Origin of the sequence: Micrococcus sp. (assembly GCF_030523875.1) — a bacterium.
GTDB lineage: Bacteria > Actinomycetota > Actinomycetes > Actinomycetales > Micrococcaceae > Micrococcus.
Window position 1 is genome coordinate 1,625 of the sequence record NZ_JAUNHR010000042.1, and the last position, 17,243, is coordinate 18,867.

The 17,243-nt window shown below is 76.8% G+C and carries 17 protein-coding genes; 12 read left to right on the top strand and 5 right to left on the bottom strand.

Going from position 1 to position 17,243, the window contains the following annotated elements:
* On the bottom strand, window positions 1-464 hold a 464-nt coding region (locus Q4D18_RS06995), incomplete at its 3' end, for a TPM domain-containing protein (protein WP_303126803.1).
* A 251-nt stretch (window positions 465-715) separates the two neighbouring features.
* On the opposite strand from Q4D18_RS06995, the gene Q4D18_RS07000 reads away from it, so the two are divergent.
* Window positions 716-1,987, top strand: coding sequence for a S1C family serine protease (locus Q4D18_RS07000; RefSeq protein ID WP_303126804.1), 1,272 nt, complete (start codon window positions 716-718; stop codon window positions 1,985-1,987).
* 26 nt (window positions 1,988-2,013) lie between these two features.
* Window positions 2,014-2,781 (top strand): PIG-L deacetylase family protein, encoded by a 768-nt coding sequence (locus tag Q4D18_RS07005; RefSeq protein ID WP_303126819.1) that lies wholly within the window; start codon window positions 2,014-2,016, stop codon window positions 2,779-2,781.
* A gap of 74 nt (window positions 2,782-2,855) precedes the next feature.
* On the opposite strand, the gene Q4D18_RS07010 is transcribed toward Q4D18_RS07005, so the two are convergent.
* The 4 genes from Q4D18_RS07010 to Q4D18_RS07025 form a co-directional block, all read right to left on the bottom strand.
* Complete coding sequence (locus Q4D18_RS07010; protein WP_303126805.1) at window positions 2,856-4,280, bottom strand: anti-sigma factor; 1,425 nt, start codon at window positions 4,278-4,280, stop codon at window positions 2,856-2,858.
* Window positions 4,281-4,287: 7 nt separating this feature from the next.
* Window positions 4,288-4,767: a tRNA (cytidine(34)-2'-O)-methyltransferase gene (locus tag Q4D18_RS07015; protein ID WP_303126820.1), complete on the bottom strand. Its 480-nt coding sequence runs from the start codon at window positions 4,765-4,767 to the stop codon at window positions 4,288-4,290.
* A gap of 124 nt (window positions 4,768-4,891) precedes the next feature.
* Complete coding sequence (locus Q4D18_RS07020) at window positions 4,892-5,863, bottom strand: J domain-containing protein (RefSeq protein ID WP_303126806.1); 972 nt, start codon at window positions 5,861-5,863, stop codon at window positions 4,892-4,894.
* Window positions 5,860-6,015, bottom strand: a complete 156-nt coding sequence (locus tag Q4D18_RS07025) for a hypothetical protein (RefSeq protein ID WP_303126807.1) — start codon at window positions 6,013-6,015, stop codon at window positions 5,860-5,862. The genes Q4D18_RS07020 and Q4D18_RS07025 overlap by 4 nt, the downstream gene beginning before the upstream one ends.
* A 140-nt stretch (window positions 6,016-6,155) precedes the next feature.
* Between Q4D18_RS07025 and Q4D18_RS07030 the strand changes: the two genes are divergently transcribed.
* The 10 genes from Q4D18_RS07030 to Q4D18_RS07075 all read left to right on the top strand — a co-directional run.
* The gene (locus Q4D18_RS07030; RefSeq protein WP_303126808.1) at window positions 6,156-7,514 is read left to right on the top strand and encodes a TrkH family potassium uptake protein; all 1,359 of its coding nucleotides are present in this window, start codon (window positions 6,156-6,158) and stop codon (window positions 7,512-7,514) included.
* Window positions 7,507-8,205, top strand: a complete 699-nt coding sequence (locus Q4D18_RS07035; RefSeq protein ID WP_303126810.1) for a TrkA family potassium uptake protein — start codon at window positions 7,507-7,509, stop codon at window positions 8,203-8,205. The genes Q4D18_RS07030 and Q4D18_RS07035 overlap by 8 nt, the downstream gene beginning before the upstream one ends.
* A gap of 51 nt (window positions 8,206-8,256) precedes the next feature.
* The gene (locus Q4D18_RS07040) at window positions 8,257-9,486 is read left to right on the top strand and encodes a cysteine desulfurase family protein (RefSeq protein WP_303126811.1); all 1,230 of its coding nucleotides are present in this window, start codon (window positions 8,257-8,259) and stop codon (window positions 9,484-9,486) included.
* Window positions 9,483-10,646, top strand: a complete 1,164-nt coding sequence (mnmA, locus tag Q4D18_RS07045; RefSeq protein WP_303126812.1) for a tRNA 2-thiouridine(34) synthase MnmA — start codon at window positions 9,483-9,485, stop codon at window positions 10,644-10,646. Before Q4D18_RS07040 ends, mnmA begins: the two co-directional genes overlap by 4 nt.
* Window positions 10,647-10,655: 9 nt before the next feature.
* Window positions 10,656-11,009, top strand: coding sequence for a chorismate mutase (locus Q4D18_RS07050; RefSeq protein ID WP_303126813.1), 354 nt, complete (start codon window positions 10,656-10,658; stop codon window positions 11,007-11,009).
* Window positions 11,010-11,013: 4 nt separating this feature from the next.
* Window positions 11,014-12,111 carry a hypothetical protein gene (locus tag Q4D18_RS07055; protein WP_303126814.1) on the top strand — a complete coding sequence of 366 codons (1,098 nt, stop codon included), beginning with the start codon at window positions 11,014-11,016 and terminating at the stop codon, window positions 12,109-12,111.
* Window positions 12,112-12,235: 124 nt separating this feature from the next.
* Window positions 12,236-12,916, top strand: coding sequence for an MtrAB system response regulator MtrA (gene mtrA / locus Q4D18_RS07060; protein WP_303126815.1), 681 nt, complete (start codon window positions 12,236-12,238; stop codon window positions 12,914-12,916).
* Window positions 12,917-12,920: 4 nt separating this feature from the next.
* A complete protein-coding gene (gene mtrB, locus Q4D18_RS07065) occupies window positions 12,921-14,708 on the top strand; it encodes an MtrAB system histidine kinase MtrB (RefSeq protein WP_303126816.1) in 1,788 nt (595 codons plus the stop codon).
* Window positions 14,705-16,462 (top strand): LpqB family beta-propeller domain-containing protein, encoded by a 1,758-nt coding sequence (locus Q4D18_RS07070; RefSeq protein WP_303126817.1) that lies wholly within the window; start codon window positions 14,705-14,707, stop codon window positions 16,460-16,462. The genes mtrB and Q4D18_RS07070 overlap by 4 nt, the downstream gene beginning before the upstream one ends.
* Before the next feature lie 118 nt (window positions 16,463-16,580).
* A partial coding sequence (locus Q4D18_RS07075; RefSeq protein ID WP_303126818.1) for a ComF family protein occupies window positions 16,581-17,243 on the top strand: 663 nt, incomplete at its 3' end.

Below are 17,243 nucleotides of genomic sequence, written 5' to 3' on the forward strand. Positions count from 1 at the left end.
GCCACCGCGGGGGCGAGCCAGTCGCCGGTCTTCGGCACCTGCAGCATCAGGGGGTTGACGTAGGAGCCGTCGATGGTGTCCTCCGCGGGGTCGAGGCGGTCGTTGGTGTTGACCCCGTATCGGCGCTCCGTCACCTCGATGGCCGGGACGTTGTCGTTCGCGGACAGGCCGCGCGAGTTGGCCACGTCCTGCACGATCCCGCGCACCCCGTCCGGGTGCTCGTCCACGTACACCACGTAGAGGTTCTGCCCGGCCTGGGTGCGCAGGCGCGTGATGTCCTGGCTGAGCTGCTGCTCCTGGGCGGGGGAGAGGACACCGGCCCCGTCCACCACGAACGTCCCCGGCGGCACGTTGACGACGGCGGACGCCCCCGGGGCGAGCACGAGGGCCGCGCCCAGGGTCCCGCTCGCCAGGACGGCGCGGCTGAGCCGTGCGGGGGTCGTGCGGGCGGCGGGGTGGGCCATGGAGTGCTCCGTTCGATGACATGGGGCGGGACGCCGGTACCGCAAGCAGTCCGGCGGAACGGGCGGCTCGCGGACGCCCCGCGGGATCCTGCGGAGAGTCTAGGGGCGTGCGCGGACACGGCACCAGATCCGCACCTCGCGCCGAGCGGGATCGGCCGCCGGTCACCGACTGTCCGGGAACCGTCCAGTCGACGTCCAGACGACTCGTCCACCATGGGGGCATCCCCCTCCGACCCGAATCGAGGAACTCCGTGGAGCAGCTCACCTCCTCCGGCGTCGTCCGCGGCGCCTCCGCCCCCCGTCCCCGCCAGCGCGCCGCCGGGGGCGCTCTCGCGGCCGCCGTCCTGACCCTCTCCCTGGCCGGGTGCGCCGCGGCCGCCCCGGGCCCGGACGCCTCCGCCCCGGCCGGTTCGTCCTCCTCCGCGTCCCCGGGGCAGGAAGCGGCCGCGACGGTCGGCAGCCAGCCCGTCTCGGACAACGCCGTCGGGAAGGCCGCGGCCACGGCCCTGCCCTCCGTGGTGACCATCTCCGCGACCTCGGCCCAGGGCTCGGGCTCGGGCTCCGGGTCGATCATCGACGATCAGGGCCACATCCTCACCAACACCCACGTGGTGACCCTGGGCGGGGCCACGGCCGATGCGGACATCACCGTGCGCACCGCGGACGGCGAGGTCTACGCCGCCACGGTGGTGGGCACCGACCCGGTCTCCGACCTCGCGGTCATCAAGATCGACGCCCAGGGCCTGACGCCCATCGCCCTGGGCTCCTCCGGGGACCTGAAGGTGGGCGACGACGCCATCGCCATCGGCGCGCCGCTGGGCCTGCCCAACACGGTCACGGACGGCATCATCTCCACCCTCGACCGGACGATCGCGGTGGCCTCCTCGGCCGCGCCGGCGCAGCCGGAGGCGTCCGGGCTGCAGGGCGGCGGCGAGCGCTTCCGCTTCCAGGTGCCCGGTGCGCAGCCCCCGGCGGCCCAGCAGGACATCTACATCAACGTCCTGCAGACGGACGCCGCCATCAACCCCGGCAACTCCGGCGGCGCGCTCGTCGACGGCCAGGGGCGCCTCGTGGGCGTGAACGTCGCGATCGCCTCGGCGGGCGGCGCCTCCGGCGGCGGGGAGGCCGGCAACATCGGCGTCGGCTTCGCCATCCCGGTGGACTACGCGCGGCGCGTGGCCGAGGACATCATCAAGGACGGCTCGGCCTCCCACGGCATGCTCGGCGTCGCCGTGGCGCCCCGGCCGGCGGACGTGCAGGGCGGGGGACAGGACGCCCGCACCGTCTTCAGCGCCGGCGCCGAGGTCAAGACCGTCTCCGAGGGCTCGCCGGCCGCGGCCGCCGGCCTCGAGGAGGGCGACGTGATCACCGCCGTGGGCGAGCGCACCGTCTCCGACACCGAGTCCCTGACCGCCGTGGTGCGCGAGCACCGCGCGGGGGACACCGTCACCGTGCACTACACCCGCGGCGGCTCGGACGCCACGGCGGACGTGACCCTCGCCGCGATGGAGGGGGCCGCGTGAGCGGGACGCCGGCCGCCCCCGGCTCCCTGAGCACGCCGGCCGCCCTGGCCGCCGAGCACGGGTGGGGCACGGTCCTGGCGTTCGGCGCCCACCCGGACGACCTCGACTTCGGGGCCGCCGCCACCCTCGCCGGCCTCGCCGAGGCCGGTGCGCGGGTGGAGCTGTGCGTGGTCACCGACGGGGACGCCGGGGGCTTCGACTCGGACGGGCCGGAGGCGATGACCGCGCGGCGGCACGCCGAGCAGCGGGCCGCGGCCGCGACCGTCGGCGCGGCAGAGGTGCACTTCCTCGGCGAGCGGGACGGCCATCTGGAGCCCACCCACGCGGTGCGCCGGCGCATGGTGGAGCTGATGCGCCGGGTGCGTCCCGACGTCGTGCTCAGTCCCCACCCCGAGCGGGACTGGGAGTCGATGCAGGCCGCCCACCCGGACCACCTGGCCTGCGGCGAGGCGGTGGTGCGGGCGGCGTACCCGGCCGTGGAGAACCCGTACGCCTACCCGGAGCTGGCCGAGGCCGGCCTCGCGGCGTTCCGCATCCGCCACCTGCTGCTCTACGCGGCGCCGGCCGCCCGCCGGAACCTCGCGGTGGACGTCACCGGGCTCGAGGACCGCAAGATCCGGGCCCTCGACGCGCACGTGTCCCAGCACCCGGACGCCGAGGGCATGCGCGCCGCGGTCCGGGCCATGATGCGTGAGCGCCACCGGGCCGCCGCGGGCCCCGACGCTCCGCAGGGCTCGGCGGAGGCCTTCCACCTCGTCACCGTGAACGGCCCCGGCACGATCGCCGGCTTCTGAGGCGCCCCGCCGCCCCGACGACGACGGGCCCCCACCGCGCGGGGGGGGCCCGTCGTCGTCGGGGCGTGGCCGGATCAGCGCCCGGAGGGCTTGCCGCCGTACTGCGGCCCGGTGGTGGAGGTCGGCTGCAGGTCGAGGCCGAGCAGCACGTCCCCGGCGGTCGGCTCGTCCGAGCCGCCCGCCGGCTCCACCGTCATGCTCACGGCCGCGAACCGGTCCAGTCCGCGGAAGGAGATCGGCTCGCCGAACTCGTCCGCGCGGTAGGTGCCGAGGGAGGAGGGCGCCGAGCCGTCCTGGGGGTAGAGCCACACCTGGTAGATCCGGCCCTTCTCGAGCTGCGGCATCCCGTCCACCCGGACGAACCCGCTGTTCTGATCCGCGGAGAGGAAGCCCTGCATCGAGCCGCCTCCCGTGGCGGGGTACTCGCTCGTGGTGTAGAGGTCGTCCGCCTCCCGCACGCGGTGGGCGATGCCGTCGGCGGAGAACTGGCTCCACGCCGCGTAGGCGCCCACGGCGAGCACCAGCAGCGCGAGCAGGCCCAGCAGGGCGATCTTCAGGGCGCGCAGCCGGTCCACGGGGCGGCGCGGGGCACGGCGCTCCTCCACGAGGGCCAGGCCCTCGTCCTGGGCCGGGAGGCGGGAGAGCAGGGTGTCCAGCAGCGCCGAGGGGGGCTCGGCGACGACGCCGCGGAAGGCCCACACGAGGGCCCGGCGGCCGGCGTCCACGCGGGTGCGCCACCGGGCCGACTCGCCCGCCCCGCGGTCCTGCGCGGCCGAGGACGCGGTGGCGTGGCCGGCGGCGTCGAGGGCATGCAGCGCGGAGAGGTCGGCCAGCTCGCCGCCGTGCCCGGCGTCCAGGTCCTCCCGCACGGAGGAGCCCAGGGCGGGCCGGTCCGCGGGGACGGGTGCCGCGGGGGCGTCGGCCTCGGCGTGCGCCGCCCGCCGCGCGGCCATGAGCTGCTGGACGCCGTCGCGCAGGAGCGTGCGGGTCTCGTCCCGCGGCCGGCCGAGGGCCTCGGCGACCTGCTCGTCCGTGAGCCCGCCGAGCCAGGCCAGGCGCACGGCCTCGAAGGCGTCCGCGTCCACCGCGTCGGTCAGGTCCGCGGGCGGCTCGGCGGGTCCGCCGACCTCGGCCGGGGACCCGGCGGGGCGGTCCTGCGCGCGCAGCCGTCCGGCCATGACGCGGTGGCCGAGCACGCCGAGCCACGCGAACGTCCGGCGCTCCCGCTCGGCGTCGTCGTCGAGGTCGCTGAGGTCCCGGGCCGCGTCCGGGGCCTCCTCCCACGCCGTGAGGTAGGTCTCCAGGGTGGCGTCCGCGGCGTCCTCGGGGGAGCGGAACATGGCGGAGGCCAGCCCGTGCACCCAGGGGACGGTGGCGTCGTAGAACGCGGAGAACGCCGCCCGGTCGCCCCGGGCGCTCACCCGCAGGAGGGCGTCGACGCCGGGACGCTCGTCGGCCGGGGCGGTCTCGGGGGTCTCGGGGGCATCGGGAGTCTGCATGGTGACCTCAGTGTAGGGAATCGGCGCCCACCGGCTGGGCGCCGGCGAAGTCGTGCTGGCGCCAGGCCTCGTAGAGCGCGATCGAGGCGGCGTTGGCGAGGTTCAGGGAGCGGCGGGCCGGCTGCATGGGCAGGGCGGCCGTCTCGCCGACGCGGGGGTGGGTGAGCGCCTCGGGCGGCAGTCCGGTGGACTCCCGGCCGAAGAGGAGGATGTCGTCCGCGCGGTAGCGGACGGCGTCGTGCCGCACCCGGCCGCGGGCGGTGAAGGCGATCACCCGCCCGGGGCCGAGGGCCTCGAACGCGGTGTCCAGGTCCGGGTGGACGGTGACCACGGCGAGGTCGTGGTAGTCCAGCCCGGCCCGGCGCAGGTGGGCGTCCTCGAAGCCGAAGCCCAGCGGCTCCACGAGGTGCAGCTGCGCGCCCGTGATGGCGGCCAGGCGGATGGCGTTGCCCGTGTTGCCGGGGATCTCCGGGGTGAGGAACAGCAGCCGGAAGCCGGGGGTGCCGGGGGCGGGCCCGGGCGCGGCGCGGTGGTGGGGGTTCTCGCGGGCGGCGGGATTCTCGGGCACCCGCCCATGGTAGTGCGCGGGCCGTGGGGGTCCGCCGCGGGCGTCAGTGGAGCTGCTCCACGAGCACGCGCAGGATCCGGCGGTCCACCGTGTGGGGCTCCGGCCCGGTGCCGAGGAACAGCTGCAGCTCCCGCAGCAGGGCCTGGCCGGCGGCCGGCGGCGCGGTGAGCAGGTCCGCCTGCGCCTCCGGCCGGTCCGCCCCCCGGGCGTTGCGCACCACGGGGGCGTGCCGGGCGTCCCGGTCCGTCATCACCAGCACGAACCCGCCCACCGTCACCTGCGGCAGGGCGTGCTGCCAGGCCTGCATCGCCGGGCCCAGCAGGGGAGGGGCCACGGGCCGCGCCCGCGCCCCGGCACGCAGGTCGGCGCCGTCCCACGTGTAGACCCCGTCCGGGACCATCACCGAGCAGACCAGGGCCAGCCGCCGCCCGCACAGCACCGCGTGGTCCACGTCCAGCGAGCGGCCCCACCGCCCGCCCAGGCGCAGACCGGTGAGGATCCGCGTGGTCGGCAGCGCGTCCGGCAGCACGGAGGAGAGCAGCTGGAGGGTGCGGGCCTGGCGCAGCACGCGGTGCTCGTCCGGCAGCACCCCGCGGGGCCGGGGCGCCCCGTGCAGGCGCTGGCTCGAGCGCACCAGGTCCAGGACCGAGGCGTCGTCCTCGTCCTCGCCCGGCGCCGGCACATAGACGACGTCGGCCGGGGACGCCCCGCCCGCACCGCCCCTCCGGCGGTGGCCTCGTCCGGCGTCGCCGGCGCGGGACCCTCCGGGCCGGTCGGGGGCCGGCTCCGGCGGCAGGGACAGGTCGTAGCGGCGCCGGGCCTCGGGGTCGCCGACGGCCTCCCAGGCCCGGGTCACCGCGCGGAAGTCCCGCGCGTCGCCCCCGGCGTCGGGGTGGGTGCGGCGGGCCGCGGCGCGGTAGGCACGGCGCAGCTCGTCGGCGGTGGCCGTGCGGTCCGTGCCGAGCACCTCGTAGGCGGTCCGCGGGTCCCGTCCCGCCCCGTCCCGCCCGGTCACGGCCGGCCCTCCGGCGCGGCGTCCCCGCCGACCGGCAGCGGGGCCGGCCCGAGCGGCGGCCCGTCCACGCGTCCGGGGGCCGCGAACACGGGCACGCCGAGGACCACGGCCGTGCCCTCGGCCCGGGTCGAGTGCTCTCTGACGTCCGCCACCACCTCACCGTAGCGTGGGCGGGGCGGGCGCGTGGCGGACCACGCGTCGATCCACGCATCGGACGCCGCGCCGGAGCCGATGGGCGACGCCCCGCGCCGGGACTGTGCATCAGGCCGGGGGAGGAGTATGTTCTCGCTCCGTGCTCCCCTCAGCCGGCGTGCGTGCCCGGCCGGGCCGACGCAGACCGCGTCCCGCCCAGCTGATCGTCCTCTCCTTCGTCCTCACCATCGCCGCCGGCACGGCGCTGCTGATGCTCCCGGTGTCCTCTCAGGACCGTGCCCCCACCCTGCTGGAGGCCGCGTTCACCGCCACGAGCGCCACCACCGTCACCGGTCTCGGCGTGGTGGACACCCCCACCTTCTGGACCGGGTTCGGCCAGGCGGTGATCCTCGGGCTGATCAAGGTGGGCGGGCTGGGCGTCATGACCTTCACCGCGCTGCTGGGCCTCCTCGTCCTGCGGCGCCTCGACCTGGCCCAGCGGCTGGACACCGCCGCGTCCACCCGCGCCCCCGGGCTGGGGGACCTGCGCTCGGTCCTGGCCACCGTGGTCGGGTTCTCCGCGCTCGTGGAGGCGCTCGTGGCCGCGGTCCTCACCCTGCGGTTCCTGCTCGGCTACGGGATGGGTCCCGGTCAGGCCCTGTGGAACGGCGTCTTCCACGCGGTGTCCGCGTTCAACAACGCCGGCTTCGCCCTGTTCTCCACCAACCTCATGGGGTTCGTGGGCGACCCGTTCGTGTGCCTGCCCATCGCCGCGGCGATCATCAGCGGCGGCCTGGGCCTGCCCGTGGTCGCCGCGCTGCACCGGCACGTGCGCCGCCCCGAGCGGTGGTCGCTCACGGTGCGCCTGGTGCTCGTGGGCACCGCCGTCCTGCTCACGGCGGGCACCGCCATGTACCTGCTCCTCGAGTGGGACAACCCCGCCACCCTGGGCGCCCTGCCGCCCGCGGAGCGCGTCCTCGCCGCGTTCTTCCAGTCCGTCACCACCCGCACGGCCGGGTTCAACTCCCTGGACTACGGGCAGATGCACCCCGTCACCCTGCTGGCCACGGACGCGCTCATGTTCATCGGCGCCGGACCGGCCGGCACCGCCGGCGGCATCAAGATCACGACGGCGGGCGTCCTGTTCTTCATCGTCCTGACCGAGATCCGCGGGCAGGGGGCCGTCCACGCGTTCGGGCGGCGCCTCTCCCGCTCCACCCACCGCGAGGCCATCACCGTGGTGCTGCTCTCGGTGCTCGTGGTGGTCACGGCCACCGCGATGCTCATGGGGCTCAGCGCGTTCAGCACGGACCAGCTGGCGTTCGAGGCCGTCTCCGCGTTCGCCACGGTGGGCCTGTCCACCGGGATCACCGCCCAGCTGCCGCCGGCCGGGCAGGCGGTCCTCATGGTGCTCATGCTCCTGGGGCGCGTCGGCCCGGCCACCGTGGCCGGCAGCCTCGCCCTCACCCCCCGTACCCGGCACTTCGAGTACCCGAAGGAGAGGCCCCTCATTGGCTGACCACCCCCGCTCCCTGTTCCCCGCCGGCCGCCACGGCGGCCGGGCACGCACGCCCGTGGCCGTGCTCGGCCTGGGTCGCTTCGGCCGCGGCGTCGCCCTCGAGCTGATGGAGTCCGGCTTCGAGGTGCTCGGCGTCGACGCCGACGAGCGCGCCGTCCAGGACCTCAACGGCCTGCTCACCCTTGTGGTGCGCGCCGACACCACGGACGAGGAGGCCCTGCGCCAGCTGTCCGTGCACGAGATGGAGCGCGTCGTCGTCGCCATCGGCGGGGACCTGGCCGACTCCATCCTCACCGTCTCCCTCATGAAGCGCTTCGGGATCGAGCACCTGTGGGCCAAGGCCAACGACGAGCGGCACGAGGAGATCCTCCGCCAGCTGGGCGTGGAGCACGTGGTCCACCCCGAGCGGGACATGGGCCGCCGCGTGGCGCACCTGGTGAGCAACTCCCTGCAGGACTTCGTGTCCGTGGAGGCCGGCTTCGCGATGGTCCGCGCGGCCGCCCCCCGCCGCTTCTACGGCCGCGACCTGCGCAGCCTGGGCCTGGCCGGGGAGACCGGGGTCCGGGCGGCCGCGATGCGCGCCGGCGGGTCCTGGCGGTACCCGGCGGGGCACGACGTCGTCGGCCCGGAGGACACGCTCCTGCTGATCGGCCCCACCCGTGAGGTGGAGGCCTTCCTCGCCGAGGGCTGAGCCGGCGGGCCCCGGGCCCGCTGCGACGGCTCCCCTCCCTAGACTGGGGGGATGCCCCCGATCGACCGCGTGCCCCTGGACCACGCCGCCACCACGCCGGTGCGCCCGGCCGCGCTCGCGGCCTTCGCCGAGGCCGCCGCGCTCGGGGCCAACCCCGCCTCCCTGCACGCCGCCGGGCGCCGCGCCAAGCTGACGCTCGAGCAGGCCCGCGAGCGCCTCGCCGCGGCCGTGGGGGCCCACTCCTCCGAGGTGGTGCTCACCAGCGGCGGGACGGAGGCGGACAACCTCGCGGTCCAGGGGCTGTACCGGGCGCGCCGCGCCGCGGAGCCCGCGCGCACGCGGATCGTGCTGACCGGGATCGAGCACCACGCGGTGCTGGACGCCGTGGACTGGCTGGCGCGCCACGAGGGCGCCGAGCCCGTGCTCGTGCCGGTCGACGCCGAGGGCCGGGTGGACCCGGCCGCGTGGGAGGCCGCCCTGGCACAGGCCCCGGAGCGGACGGCGCTGGCCACGCTGATGTGGGCCAACAACGAGGTCGGGACGGTGCAGCCGGTGGCCGAGGCCGCGCGCCGGGCCGCGGCCCACGGGGTCCCGTTCCACACCGACGCCGTCCAGGCCGTGGGGTCGCTGGACGTGGACTTCGCCGCCTCGGGGGCGGCCACGCTCGCGCTGTCCGGGCACAAGCTCGGGGCCCCGGTCGGCGTCGGCGCGCTGCTCGTGCGCCGGGACGTCGTCGTGGAGCCGGTGGCGCACGGCGGGGGCCAGGAGCGCCGGCTGCGGTCCGGCACCGTGTCCGTCGCCCTGGCCGCCGCGCTCGCCGCCGCCGTGGAGGAGGCCACGGGGGAGCGCGCGGCCGAGGCCGAGCGCCTCGGGGCGCTGCGGGACCGGGTGCTGGCCGCCGTCGACGCCCTGGACGGGGTGCGCCTCAGCGGGGCTCGGGACGTCGACCCCGCCACGGGGGAGCGCCTGCCCGCGGGGACGCGGCGCCTGCCGGGGAACGTGCACGTCACCGTGGACGGCCGCACCGCCGACGCCCTGCTGTTCGGATTCGACACCGCCGGGATCGACTCCTCGGCCGGCTCCGCCTGCACCGCCGGGGTGGCCGCGCCGTCCCACGTGCTCGAGGCGATGGGGCAGGGGGAGCGCGCGCGGTGGACGCAGCGCCTCACCCTGGGGCACACCACCACCGACGACGACGTCGACCGCCTCCTGGCCGTGCTGCCGCAGGTGCTGCGGCCCGGACGGCCCGCCGCGGCGGCCGCGGGAGGGGAGCGCCGATGAGGGTCCTGGCCGCCATGAGCGGGGGAGTGGACTCCGCCGTCGCCGCCGCCCGCGCGGTGGAGGCCGGTCACGACGTCGTCGGGGTGCACCTGGCGCTGTCCCGCATGCCGGGCACGCTGCGCACGGGCTCGCGGGGCTGCTGCACCATCGAGGACGCCTCGGACGCGTGGCGGGCGTGCGAGGTGCTCGGCATCCCGTTCTACACGTGGGACTTCTCCGAGCGGTTCCAGGCGGACGTGGTGGACGACTTCGTGGCGGAGTACGCCGCCGGCCGCACCCCCAACCCGTGCCTGCGCTGCAATGAGAAGATCAAGTTCGAGGCGCTGCTGGACCGGGCCGTCGAGCTCGGCTTCGACGCCGTCGCCACCGGCCACTACGCGCGGGTGGACCGCGGCCCGGACGGCCGCGTGGAGCTGCACCGCGCCGCCGACGACGCCAAGGACCAGTCCTACGTCCTCGCCGTCCTGCGGGAGGACCAGCTGGAGCACTGCCTGTTCCCCCTGGCCGACACCCCGGCCAAGGACCTCGTGCGCGCCGAGGCCGCCGAGCGCGGCCTGTCCGTGGCGGCCAAGCCCGACTCGCACGACATCTGCTTCATCCCCGACGGGGACACCCGAGGCTGGCTGGCCGAGCGCATCGAGCTGGCCCCCGGCCCCATCGTGGACCCCGACGGCATCGAGCTCGGCACGCACGCCGGCGCCCAGGCGTACACCGTGGGCCAGCGCAGGGGGCTGGCGATCGGCCGCCCCGCCCCCGACGGCAGGCCGCGGTTCGTCCTCGAGGTCCGGCCGAAGGAGAACACGGTGGTGGTCGGCGGCCGCGAGCTGCTGGACGTGGACCGCATCACCGGCATCCGCCCCTCGTGGGCCGGCGCCCCGCTGCCGGCGGCCGAGTCGGGCGCGTGGTTCGACTGCGAGCTGCAGTTCCGCGCCCACGGGGAGATCGTCCCCGCCCGGGCGCGCGTGGTGCGCACCCGCGTCGCCGGGTCCGGCACCGGGGCGGGCGACGACGTCGTCACCTGGGAGATCGAGCCGGACCGGCCCCTGCGCGGGGTGGCGCCGGGCCAGTCTGCCGTCCTCTATCGCGGAACGCGGGTGCTGGGCCAGGCGACGATCGACACCGCCCGCAACGCCCGGCTGGCCGCCGGGGCCGGTGCGTAGGGTGTGGCCATGAGCCCGGACTACGACCCCCACGCCAGCTCCCTGGCGGGCACCGCCGACGCCGACGTCCTGGAGGAGCTCTACGCCATCCGCGGGAGCATCGACAACATCGACGCCTCCCTCGTGTACCTGCTGGCCGAGCGCTTCAAGTTCACCCAGCGCGTGGGCCGCCTCAAGGCCCGGCACGAGCTGCCGCCCTCGGACCCCGGCCGTGAGGCCGCGCAGATCGAGCGCCTGCACGCCCTCGCCCGGGACGCCGAGCTCGAGCCCGAGTTCGCCGAGAAGTTCCTGACCTTCATCATCGCCGAGGTCATCCGGCACCACCGCGCCATCGCCGAGGACGAGGGCGTCTCCGGTGCCTGAGGCCATGGCCCCCGCTCCCGACGCCGGCCACGAGGACGCCCCGGAGCCCGTGCGCGCCCTCGGCGGCACCCCGTGGGCGGGGCGGGACGCCGCGGAGGCCCAGCGCGCCACCGCCGGCGAGCTGGGCGAGGCGCACTGGCCGGTGCTGCCCGAGCTGCCCGACCGCGGCCCCGGGGCCGACGCAGTCGGACGCTCGGCCGCCCTGCTCGCGGAGCTGTCCGTGGACCTGCAGCCGCACGGCTGGCGCGTGAGCCCGCCCGCCACGGTGGCCTCCGGCATGGACCGCCGCCGCGCCCGCTCGTGGTGGCGGGAGGACGCGCACCGCTGGGCGGACACCGTGGCCGCCGCCGGCGCCGACACCGCGCGGCTGGCCGTCCGCGTGCTCGGCCCGCTCACCCTGCTCGGCTCCCTGTGGCTGCCGGGCGGTGAGCGGGTGCTCGTGGACGCCGGCGCCCGCCGCGACGTCGCCGAGGCCCACCGCGAGGGCCTCGCGGAGGCCGTCGCGGAGCTGCGCGCGGCCACCGGGGCCGCGCGCCTCGGCGTCGTGCTGGACGAGCCCCTCGCCGCCCCCGTGCTCGCCGGGGAGCTGGCCACCGCCAGCGGCTACCGCACCGTGCGCTCGATGCCTCGCGACGAGGCGCGCGCCGCGTGGCGGGCCGCGCTCGCGGACCTGGTCGGGGTCGGGGTGCAGCGCGTGTGGCTGGACCCGCACGCCCGGGACGCCGACGTGCGGGACCTCGCCCTGCTGGCGGGGGAGGCCCTGCCGCCGGAGCCGGGCGCAGTCGCCCTCGTGCTGGGCGTCGGCGGGCTCGAGTTCCCCTCGCCGGCCCTCGCCGCGACCGCCGCCCCGGCCACCCCGGCCGCGTGGGAGGTCGTGGCCGGCTGGGCCGAGGCCGGGCGCGGGCTGGCCCTGACGCCGGCCGGCGTCGGGCCCCTGCGACCGGTGGACGTGCTGGCCACGTGGGACCGGCTCGGGCTGGACCCGGCCCTGGCCCGCGGGCTCACCCTGACCGCCCGCGGCCGGCACGACGGGCCCGTCCTGGCCCGGCTGCGGGAGGACGCCGAGGAGCTCGGGTCACGAATCGATGACGAGATCGGCTGAGCCGAGCGTCGCGGGCCGGGACCGGACCGGTCGGGGGACTACGATCCGGGGGAGTGAGGTGTGACCGGACGCCCCTCCGCGCGGACGCGGGGGAGGCCCGTCCGGCCGTGGAGGAGGAACACGCATGAGCAGGGCCCGGATCCTGGTGGTCGACGACGACGAGGCGCTCGCCGAGATGATCGGCATCGTGCTGCGCAACGACGACTACGAGGTCTCGTTCGCCGCCGACGGCACCTCCGCCGTGCCGGCGTTTCGGTCCGCCCGGCCCGACCTGGTCCTGCTGGACCTCATGCTCCCGGGCATCGACGGCCTCGAGGTCTGCCGCCAGATCCGCGCCGAGTCGGACGTGCCGATCATCATGCTCACCGCCAAGTCCGACACCGAGGACGTGGTCCGCGGCCTGGAGTCCGGCGCGGATGACTACGTCCCCAAGCCCTTCAAGCCCGCCGAGCTCGTGGCCCGCGTGCGCGCCCGCCTGCGCGAGGGCGAGGCCCGCCCCGCCGAGAGCCTGCGGATCCGGGACGTGGAGATCGACGTCGCCGGCCACCAGGTGACCCGTGCCGGCACGCCGATCGCCCTGACCCCCCTGGAGTTCGACCTGCTCGTGGCGCTCGCCCGCCGTCCCCGCCAGGTGTTCACCCGCGAGATGCTCCTGGAGGAGGTCTGGGGCTACCGCCACCAGGCCGACACCCGCCTCGTGAACGTGCACGTGCAGCGCCTGCGCTCCAAGGTCGAGCCGGACCCGGAGAACCCCACCGTGGTGCTGACCGTCCGCGGCGTCGGCTACAAGGCCGGCCAGGGCTGAGGCGGTGACCGCCCCGCCCGACGCCCCTGCGCCGGCGGAGACGACGGCGCCGGCCGCTCCCGCAGCGGCCGCCCGGCCCGAGCCGTGGCTCCGCCGAGTCCGTCGCCGGTGGACGGGCTCACTGCAGCTGCGCACCGCCGTCGTCGCGGGACTGCTGACGCTCGTGGCGAGCCTGGCGATCGCGGGCCTGCTCACCCACCAGGTGGCGCAGGCCCTCTTCGACGCCCGCCACGCCCAGATCGAGGCGGAGGCCCGCCGCGGCCTCTCGCTCGTGCAGGACACCTTCGCCTCGGCCGCGTCCACCGACGAGCAGACCACGGACGCGCTGGTGAGCCAGACCATGCGCGCCCTCGAGGGCGACACCGGCACCACCATCCGGCGGCGCTTCCACCTGGAGCCGCTGCCCGACTCCGGCGCCACGTACGTGGGCACCGTCTCCTCGCAGGGGCTGGACCCGGACGTCATCCCCGAGGACCTGCGCGAGGCCGTGGCCTCCGGCCCCGGCGTCTTCGACGCCTCCGTGGCGCTGCCGAACGGGGGCGGCGCCACGCGCCCGGGGCTCGTGTTCGCCACGCAGGTGGTGCTCCCACCGGGCGCCTCGTACGCCCTCTACCTGGTGTACGACCTCTCCGACGTCCAGCAGTCCCTCGACTCCGTGCTCGGCGTGCTGCTGATCTTCGGCAGTGGGTTCCTGGTGGTCAACGCGCTCGTGGCCTGGTGGGCCTCCCGCAGCGTCGTCCGGCCGGTGCAGCAGGCCGCCCTCGCCGCGGAGTCCATCTCCGGCGGCAACCTGGCCGTGCGCATGCCGGTGCGCGGCGAGGACGAGATGGCCAGCCTGGGCACCTCCTTCAACCGCATGGCGGACAGCATCCAGGAGCAGATCACCCAGCTGGCGCAGCTGTCCCGGATGCAGCAGCAGTTCGTCTCCGACGTCTCCCACGAGCTGCGCACGCCGCTGACCACCGTGCGGATGGCCGCCGACGTCCTCTACGGGTCCCGCGAGGACTTCGACCCGGTGAGCCGCCGCTCCACCGAGCTGCTCTACCACCAGGTGGACCGCTTCCAGACCATGCTCGCGGACCTGCTGGAGATCACCCGCTTCGACGCCGGCGCCGCGCAGCTCGCCGTCGAGGACACGGACCTGCTCGAGCTCGCGCGGGACGTGGTCCTCACCGCGCAGCCCCTGGCCGACCAGGCCGGCGTGCCCGTGTACCTGGTCCCGCTCGGGGCCGAGGACGGGCCGGGGCATCAGGCGAGCGTGGACCCGCGGCGCATCGAGCGCATCCTGCGCAACCTCGTGAACAACGCGATCGAGCACGCCGAGGGGGCGCCCGTCGACGTCGTGGTGGCCTCGGACGCCGAGGTGGTGTCCGTGGCCGTGGTGGACCGGGGGATCGGCATGACCCCCGAGCAGGTCCAGCGCGTGTTCGACCGGTTCTGGCGCGCCGACCCCTCGCGCAAGCGCACCACCGGCGGCTCGGGGCTCGGGCTGGCCATCGCCACGGAGGACACGCGCCTGCACGGTGGTCGCCTCGAGGCGTGGGGCGAGCTCGGGGTGGGGTCGGTCTTCATGGTCACCGTGCCCCGGCTCCGACCGGCGGGGGAGGACGCCGAGCCGACGCCCGTGCGCCGCACGGCCTTGGCCATCCCGCCGCAGTACGACCGTGCCGACCGCCGCCTGGCCACGGACCTGCACACGCCCGTGCCCGTCGACCTCCAGGAGAAGCCGGGCCCTGCGGCCGCCCCCGCGGCAGCCCCGCCCGAGCGCGTCCACGAACAGGAGCTCGGATGACCCCCCGCCCTCCCGCCCCCCGCCCCCGGCCGGGCCGGGCCCGGTCCGCCGCCGCGGCCGTCCTCGCCCTGAGCCTGGCGCTGTCCGGGTGCGCCCAGGTGCCGCAGTCCTCCGCGGTGCGCAGCGGCGCGCCCCTGGACACGGGCGGCGGGCCGGAGAACGTGCCGCAGTTCCATCCGCCGGGTCCGGCCGAGGGGGCCACGGCGGAGCAGCTGCTGCGCGGGTTCGTCCTGGCGGGCACGGCCCCCGAGGACGGCTACGCGATCGCCCGGCAGCACCTCGCCGGCGAGGCCGTGGATCGCTGGGACCCCTCCCGCACCACCGTGGTCTACACGGGCGAGCCCACCGTCGTGCAGGGCCAGACCGAGGGGGCCTGGGAGCTGCAGCTCGAGGTGGCCGCGGAGGTGGACGAGTACGGCCTGCGCACCGACGCGCCGCCCAACACCACGCGTGCCTGGGACGTGACGGTGGAGGAGGTGGGCGGGCAGCTGCGCATCACGTCCCTGCCGGACGGCACGCTGCTGTCCACCACGCGGTTCGCCCAGCTCTTCGCCCCCCAGGCCCTGTACTTCCACGACCAGACCGGCGCCTACGCCGTCCCCGACATCCGGTGGTTCGTGAACCGGCGCGGCACCGTGACCTCGCTCGCGCGCGCCCTGCTGCGCGGGCCGGCGCCGTACCTCACCGGCGCCGTGACCACGGCGTTCCCGCTGCGCACGGGCGCGGACCTGACGAGCCCGTCGGTGCCCGTCTCCGAGGACGGCGTGGCCTCCGTGGACCTCACCCCGGCCACGGTGGAGGGCACGGACACCGAGCAGCTGTTCCGCATGCAGGAGCAGATGGAGCTGACCCTGACCGGCATCACGGGCGTGGAGCGCGTGGCGGTCACGGTGGACGGGCGGCCCCTCCTGCCCGCCGCCGGCGACGCCCGGCCGCTCCCCGCGGAGACGAAGGCCTCCGCCGGCACCGTCCAGGTGGGCGTGGACCCGGAGACCCGGGAGCTGGTCCTGTTCCAGGGCCTGGCGGTCTCGCCCGTGGGCGGCGTGCCGGACGTGTCCGACCTCGCCCCGGTGGACCCGGCGATGGACCGGGAGCGCACGCGCTTCGCGTTCCTCGACCCGTCCCGGACCGCCCTGCGCGTGGCCACGGCGGACGGGACGCGCGCCACGGTCCTGCAGGGCTCGGCCCTCACGGCCCCCAGCCTGGACACGCACGGCTGGACGTGGACCGTGGACCGGGGCGCCGGGTCGATCGTCGACGCCGTCCCCGCGGACGGCTCGGGCCCCCGCCGCGTGGTCACCACCCCGTGGCTGCAGGAGGGGGAGAGCATCGTCGACCTCAAGGTGGGCTTCAGCGGCACCCGGGCGGCGCTCGTCGTCGACGACGGCCGCGGGGAGCGCTCGCTGCGGGTCTCGGGCATCGTGCGGGGCGACGACGCCGTCCCCACCGCCCTCACCGAGCCGGTGCGGGTGCCCACGCAGGCGCCCCCGGACCAGGTGGGCTGGGTCGGGGAGGACGCCATGGTGGTCGCCCGGGTGGCGGCGGACGCCGAGGAGCGGGTCCGGCCGGAGATCGTCTCCCTCGACGGGACCTCGCGCGTCCTGAACCCGCTGGCCGGGCTGCAGGGGATCTCCTCCGGGGACGTCGGCACCCTCTACGCGGAGACGGAGGAGGACGTGTTCCTGCTCGTGGGCTCCTCATGGCGTGCGCAGGAGCTCGAGACGCCGGTGCGGGACCTGTCCTTCCCCGGGTGAGCCCCGCCCCCGCCCGGGGCCGCCCGGTGCGGCCCGTGCGGGTCCTGCACCGCCGACCGTCCCGCACAGGCGCGCCCCGCGGGCCCGCCGGCCCGCCCGGCCGTGGTGGACTGCGGCCATGACGGACCCCGCCCCGCCCGACCGCCTCGGCCTCCTCGAGGGCCTCGTGGACCTCGTCCTGCCCGCCGACTGCGCGGTGTGCGCGCGGCCCGGCGTCCGGCTGTGCGGGGCGTGCGCGGCGGCGGTGGGGTCCCGGCTGGCCGTCCCCCGCCGCGCGGAGGAGGCCGCCCTCGCGCTGCCGCTGGGGGCGGACGGGGCGCCGCTGCCGGTCACCGCGGCCGGCATCTACGCCGAGGAGCTCGCGACGGCGGTGCTCGCCTTCAAGGACCACCACGGGCTGGTCCTGTGCCCGCTGCTGGGCGACGCGCTGGCCCGCGCGGTGGCCACGGCCCGGCTCGACCGGTCCGTGCCGGCCGCCGCGCACGCCCTGCTCGTGCCGGTGCCCGGCGGTGCGGCCGGGCACCGGCGGCGCGGCTACGACCCCCTCGTCGAGCTCACCCGCTCCCTGCCGCCGGCGTGGGTGCGCCGGGACCTCGTCGTCGCCCCGCGCGTGGGCAGGCCACGCCTGCCGTGGGACCGGGGCGCGGGGACAGCGCACGCGGGCGCGGACGCCCGGCAGCGCCGCGGCCGGGACCGCGGCTGGCGGGCCCGTCCCGGCCGGGTGCGTCCGGGCACCCCCGTCCTCCTGCTGGACGACGTCCTCACGACGGGGGCCACCCTC

What these genes read in the sequence shown, in the direction of transcription:
- Q4D18_RS07010 (WP_303126805.1), bottom strand. Translation starts at nt 4,280, where the DNA reads ATGCAGACTCCCGATGCCCCCGAGACCCCCGAGACCGCCCCGGCCGAC.
- Q4D18_RS07040 (WP_303126811.1), top strand. Translation starts at nt 8,257, where the DNA reads ATGCCCCCGATCGACCGCGTGCCCCTGGACCACGCCGCCACCACGCCG.
- mnmA (WP_303126812.1), top strand. Translation starts at nt 9,483, where the DNA reads ATGAGGGTCCTGGCCGCCATGAGCGGGGGAGTGGACTCCGCCGTCGCC.
- Q4D18_RS07050 (WP_303126813.1), top strand. Translation starts at nt 10,656, where the DNA reads ATGAGCCCGGACTACGACCCCCACGCCAGCTCCCTGGCGGGCACCGCC.
- Q4D18_RS07055 (WP_303126814.1), top strand. Translation starts at nt 11,014, where the DNA reads ATGGCCCCCGCTCCCGACGCCGGCCACGAGGACGCCCCGGAGCCCGTG.
- mtrA (WP_303126815.1), top strand. Translation starts at nt 12,236, where the DNA reads ATGAGCAGGGCCCGGATCCTGGTGGTCGACGACGACGAGGCGCTCGCC.
- Q4D18_RS07070 (WP_303126817.1), top strand. Translation starts at nt 14,705, where the DNA reads ATGACCCCCCGCCCTCCCGCCCCCCGCCCCCGGCCGGGCCGGGCCCGG.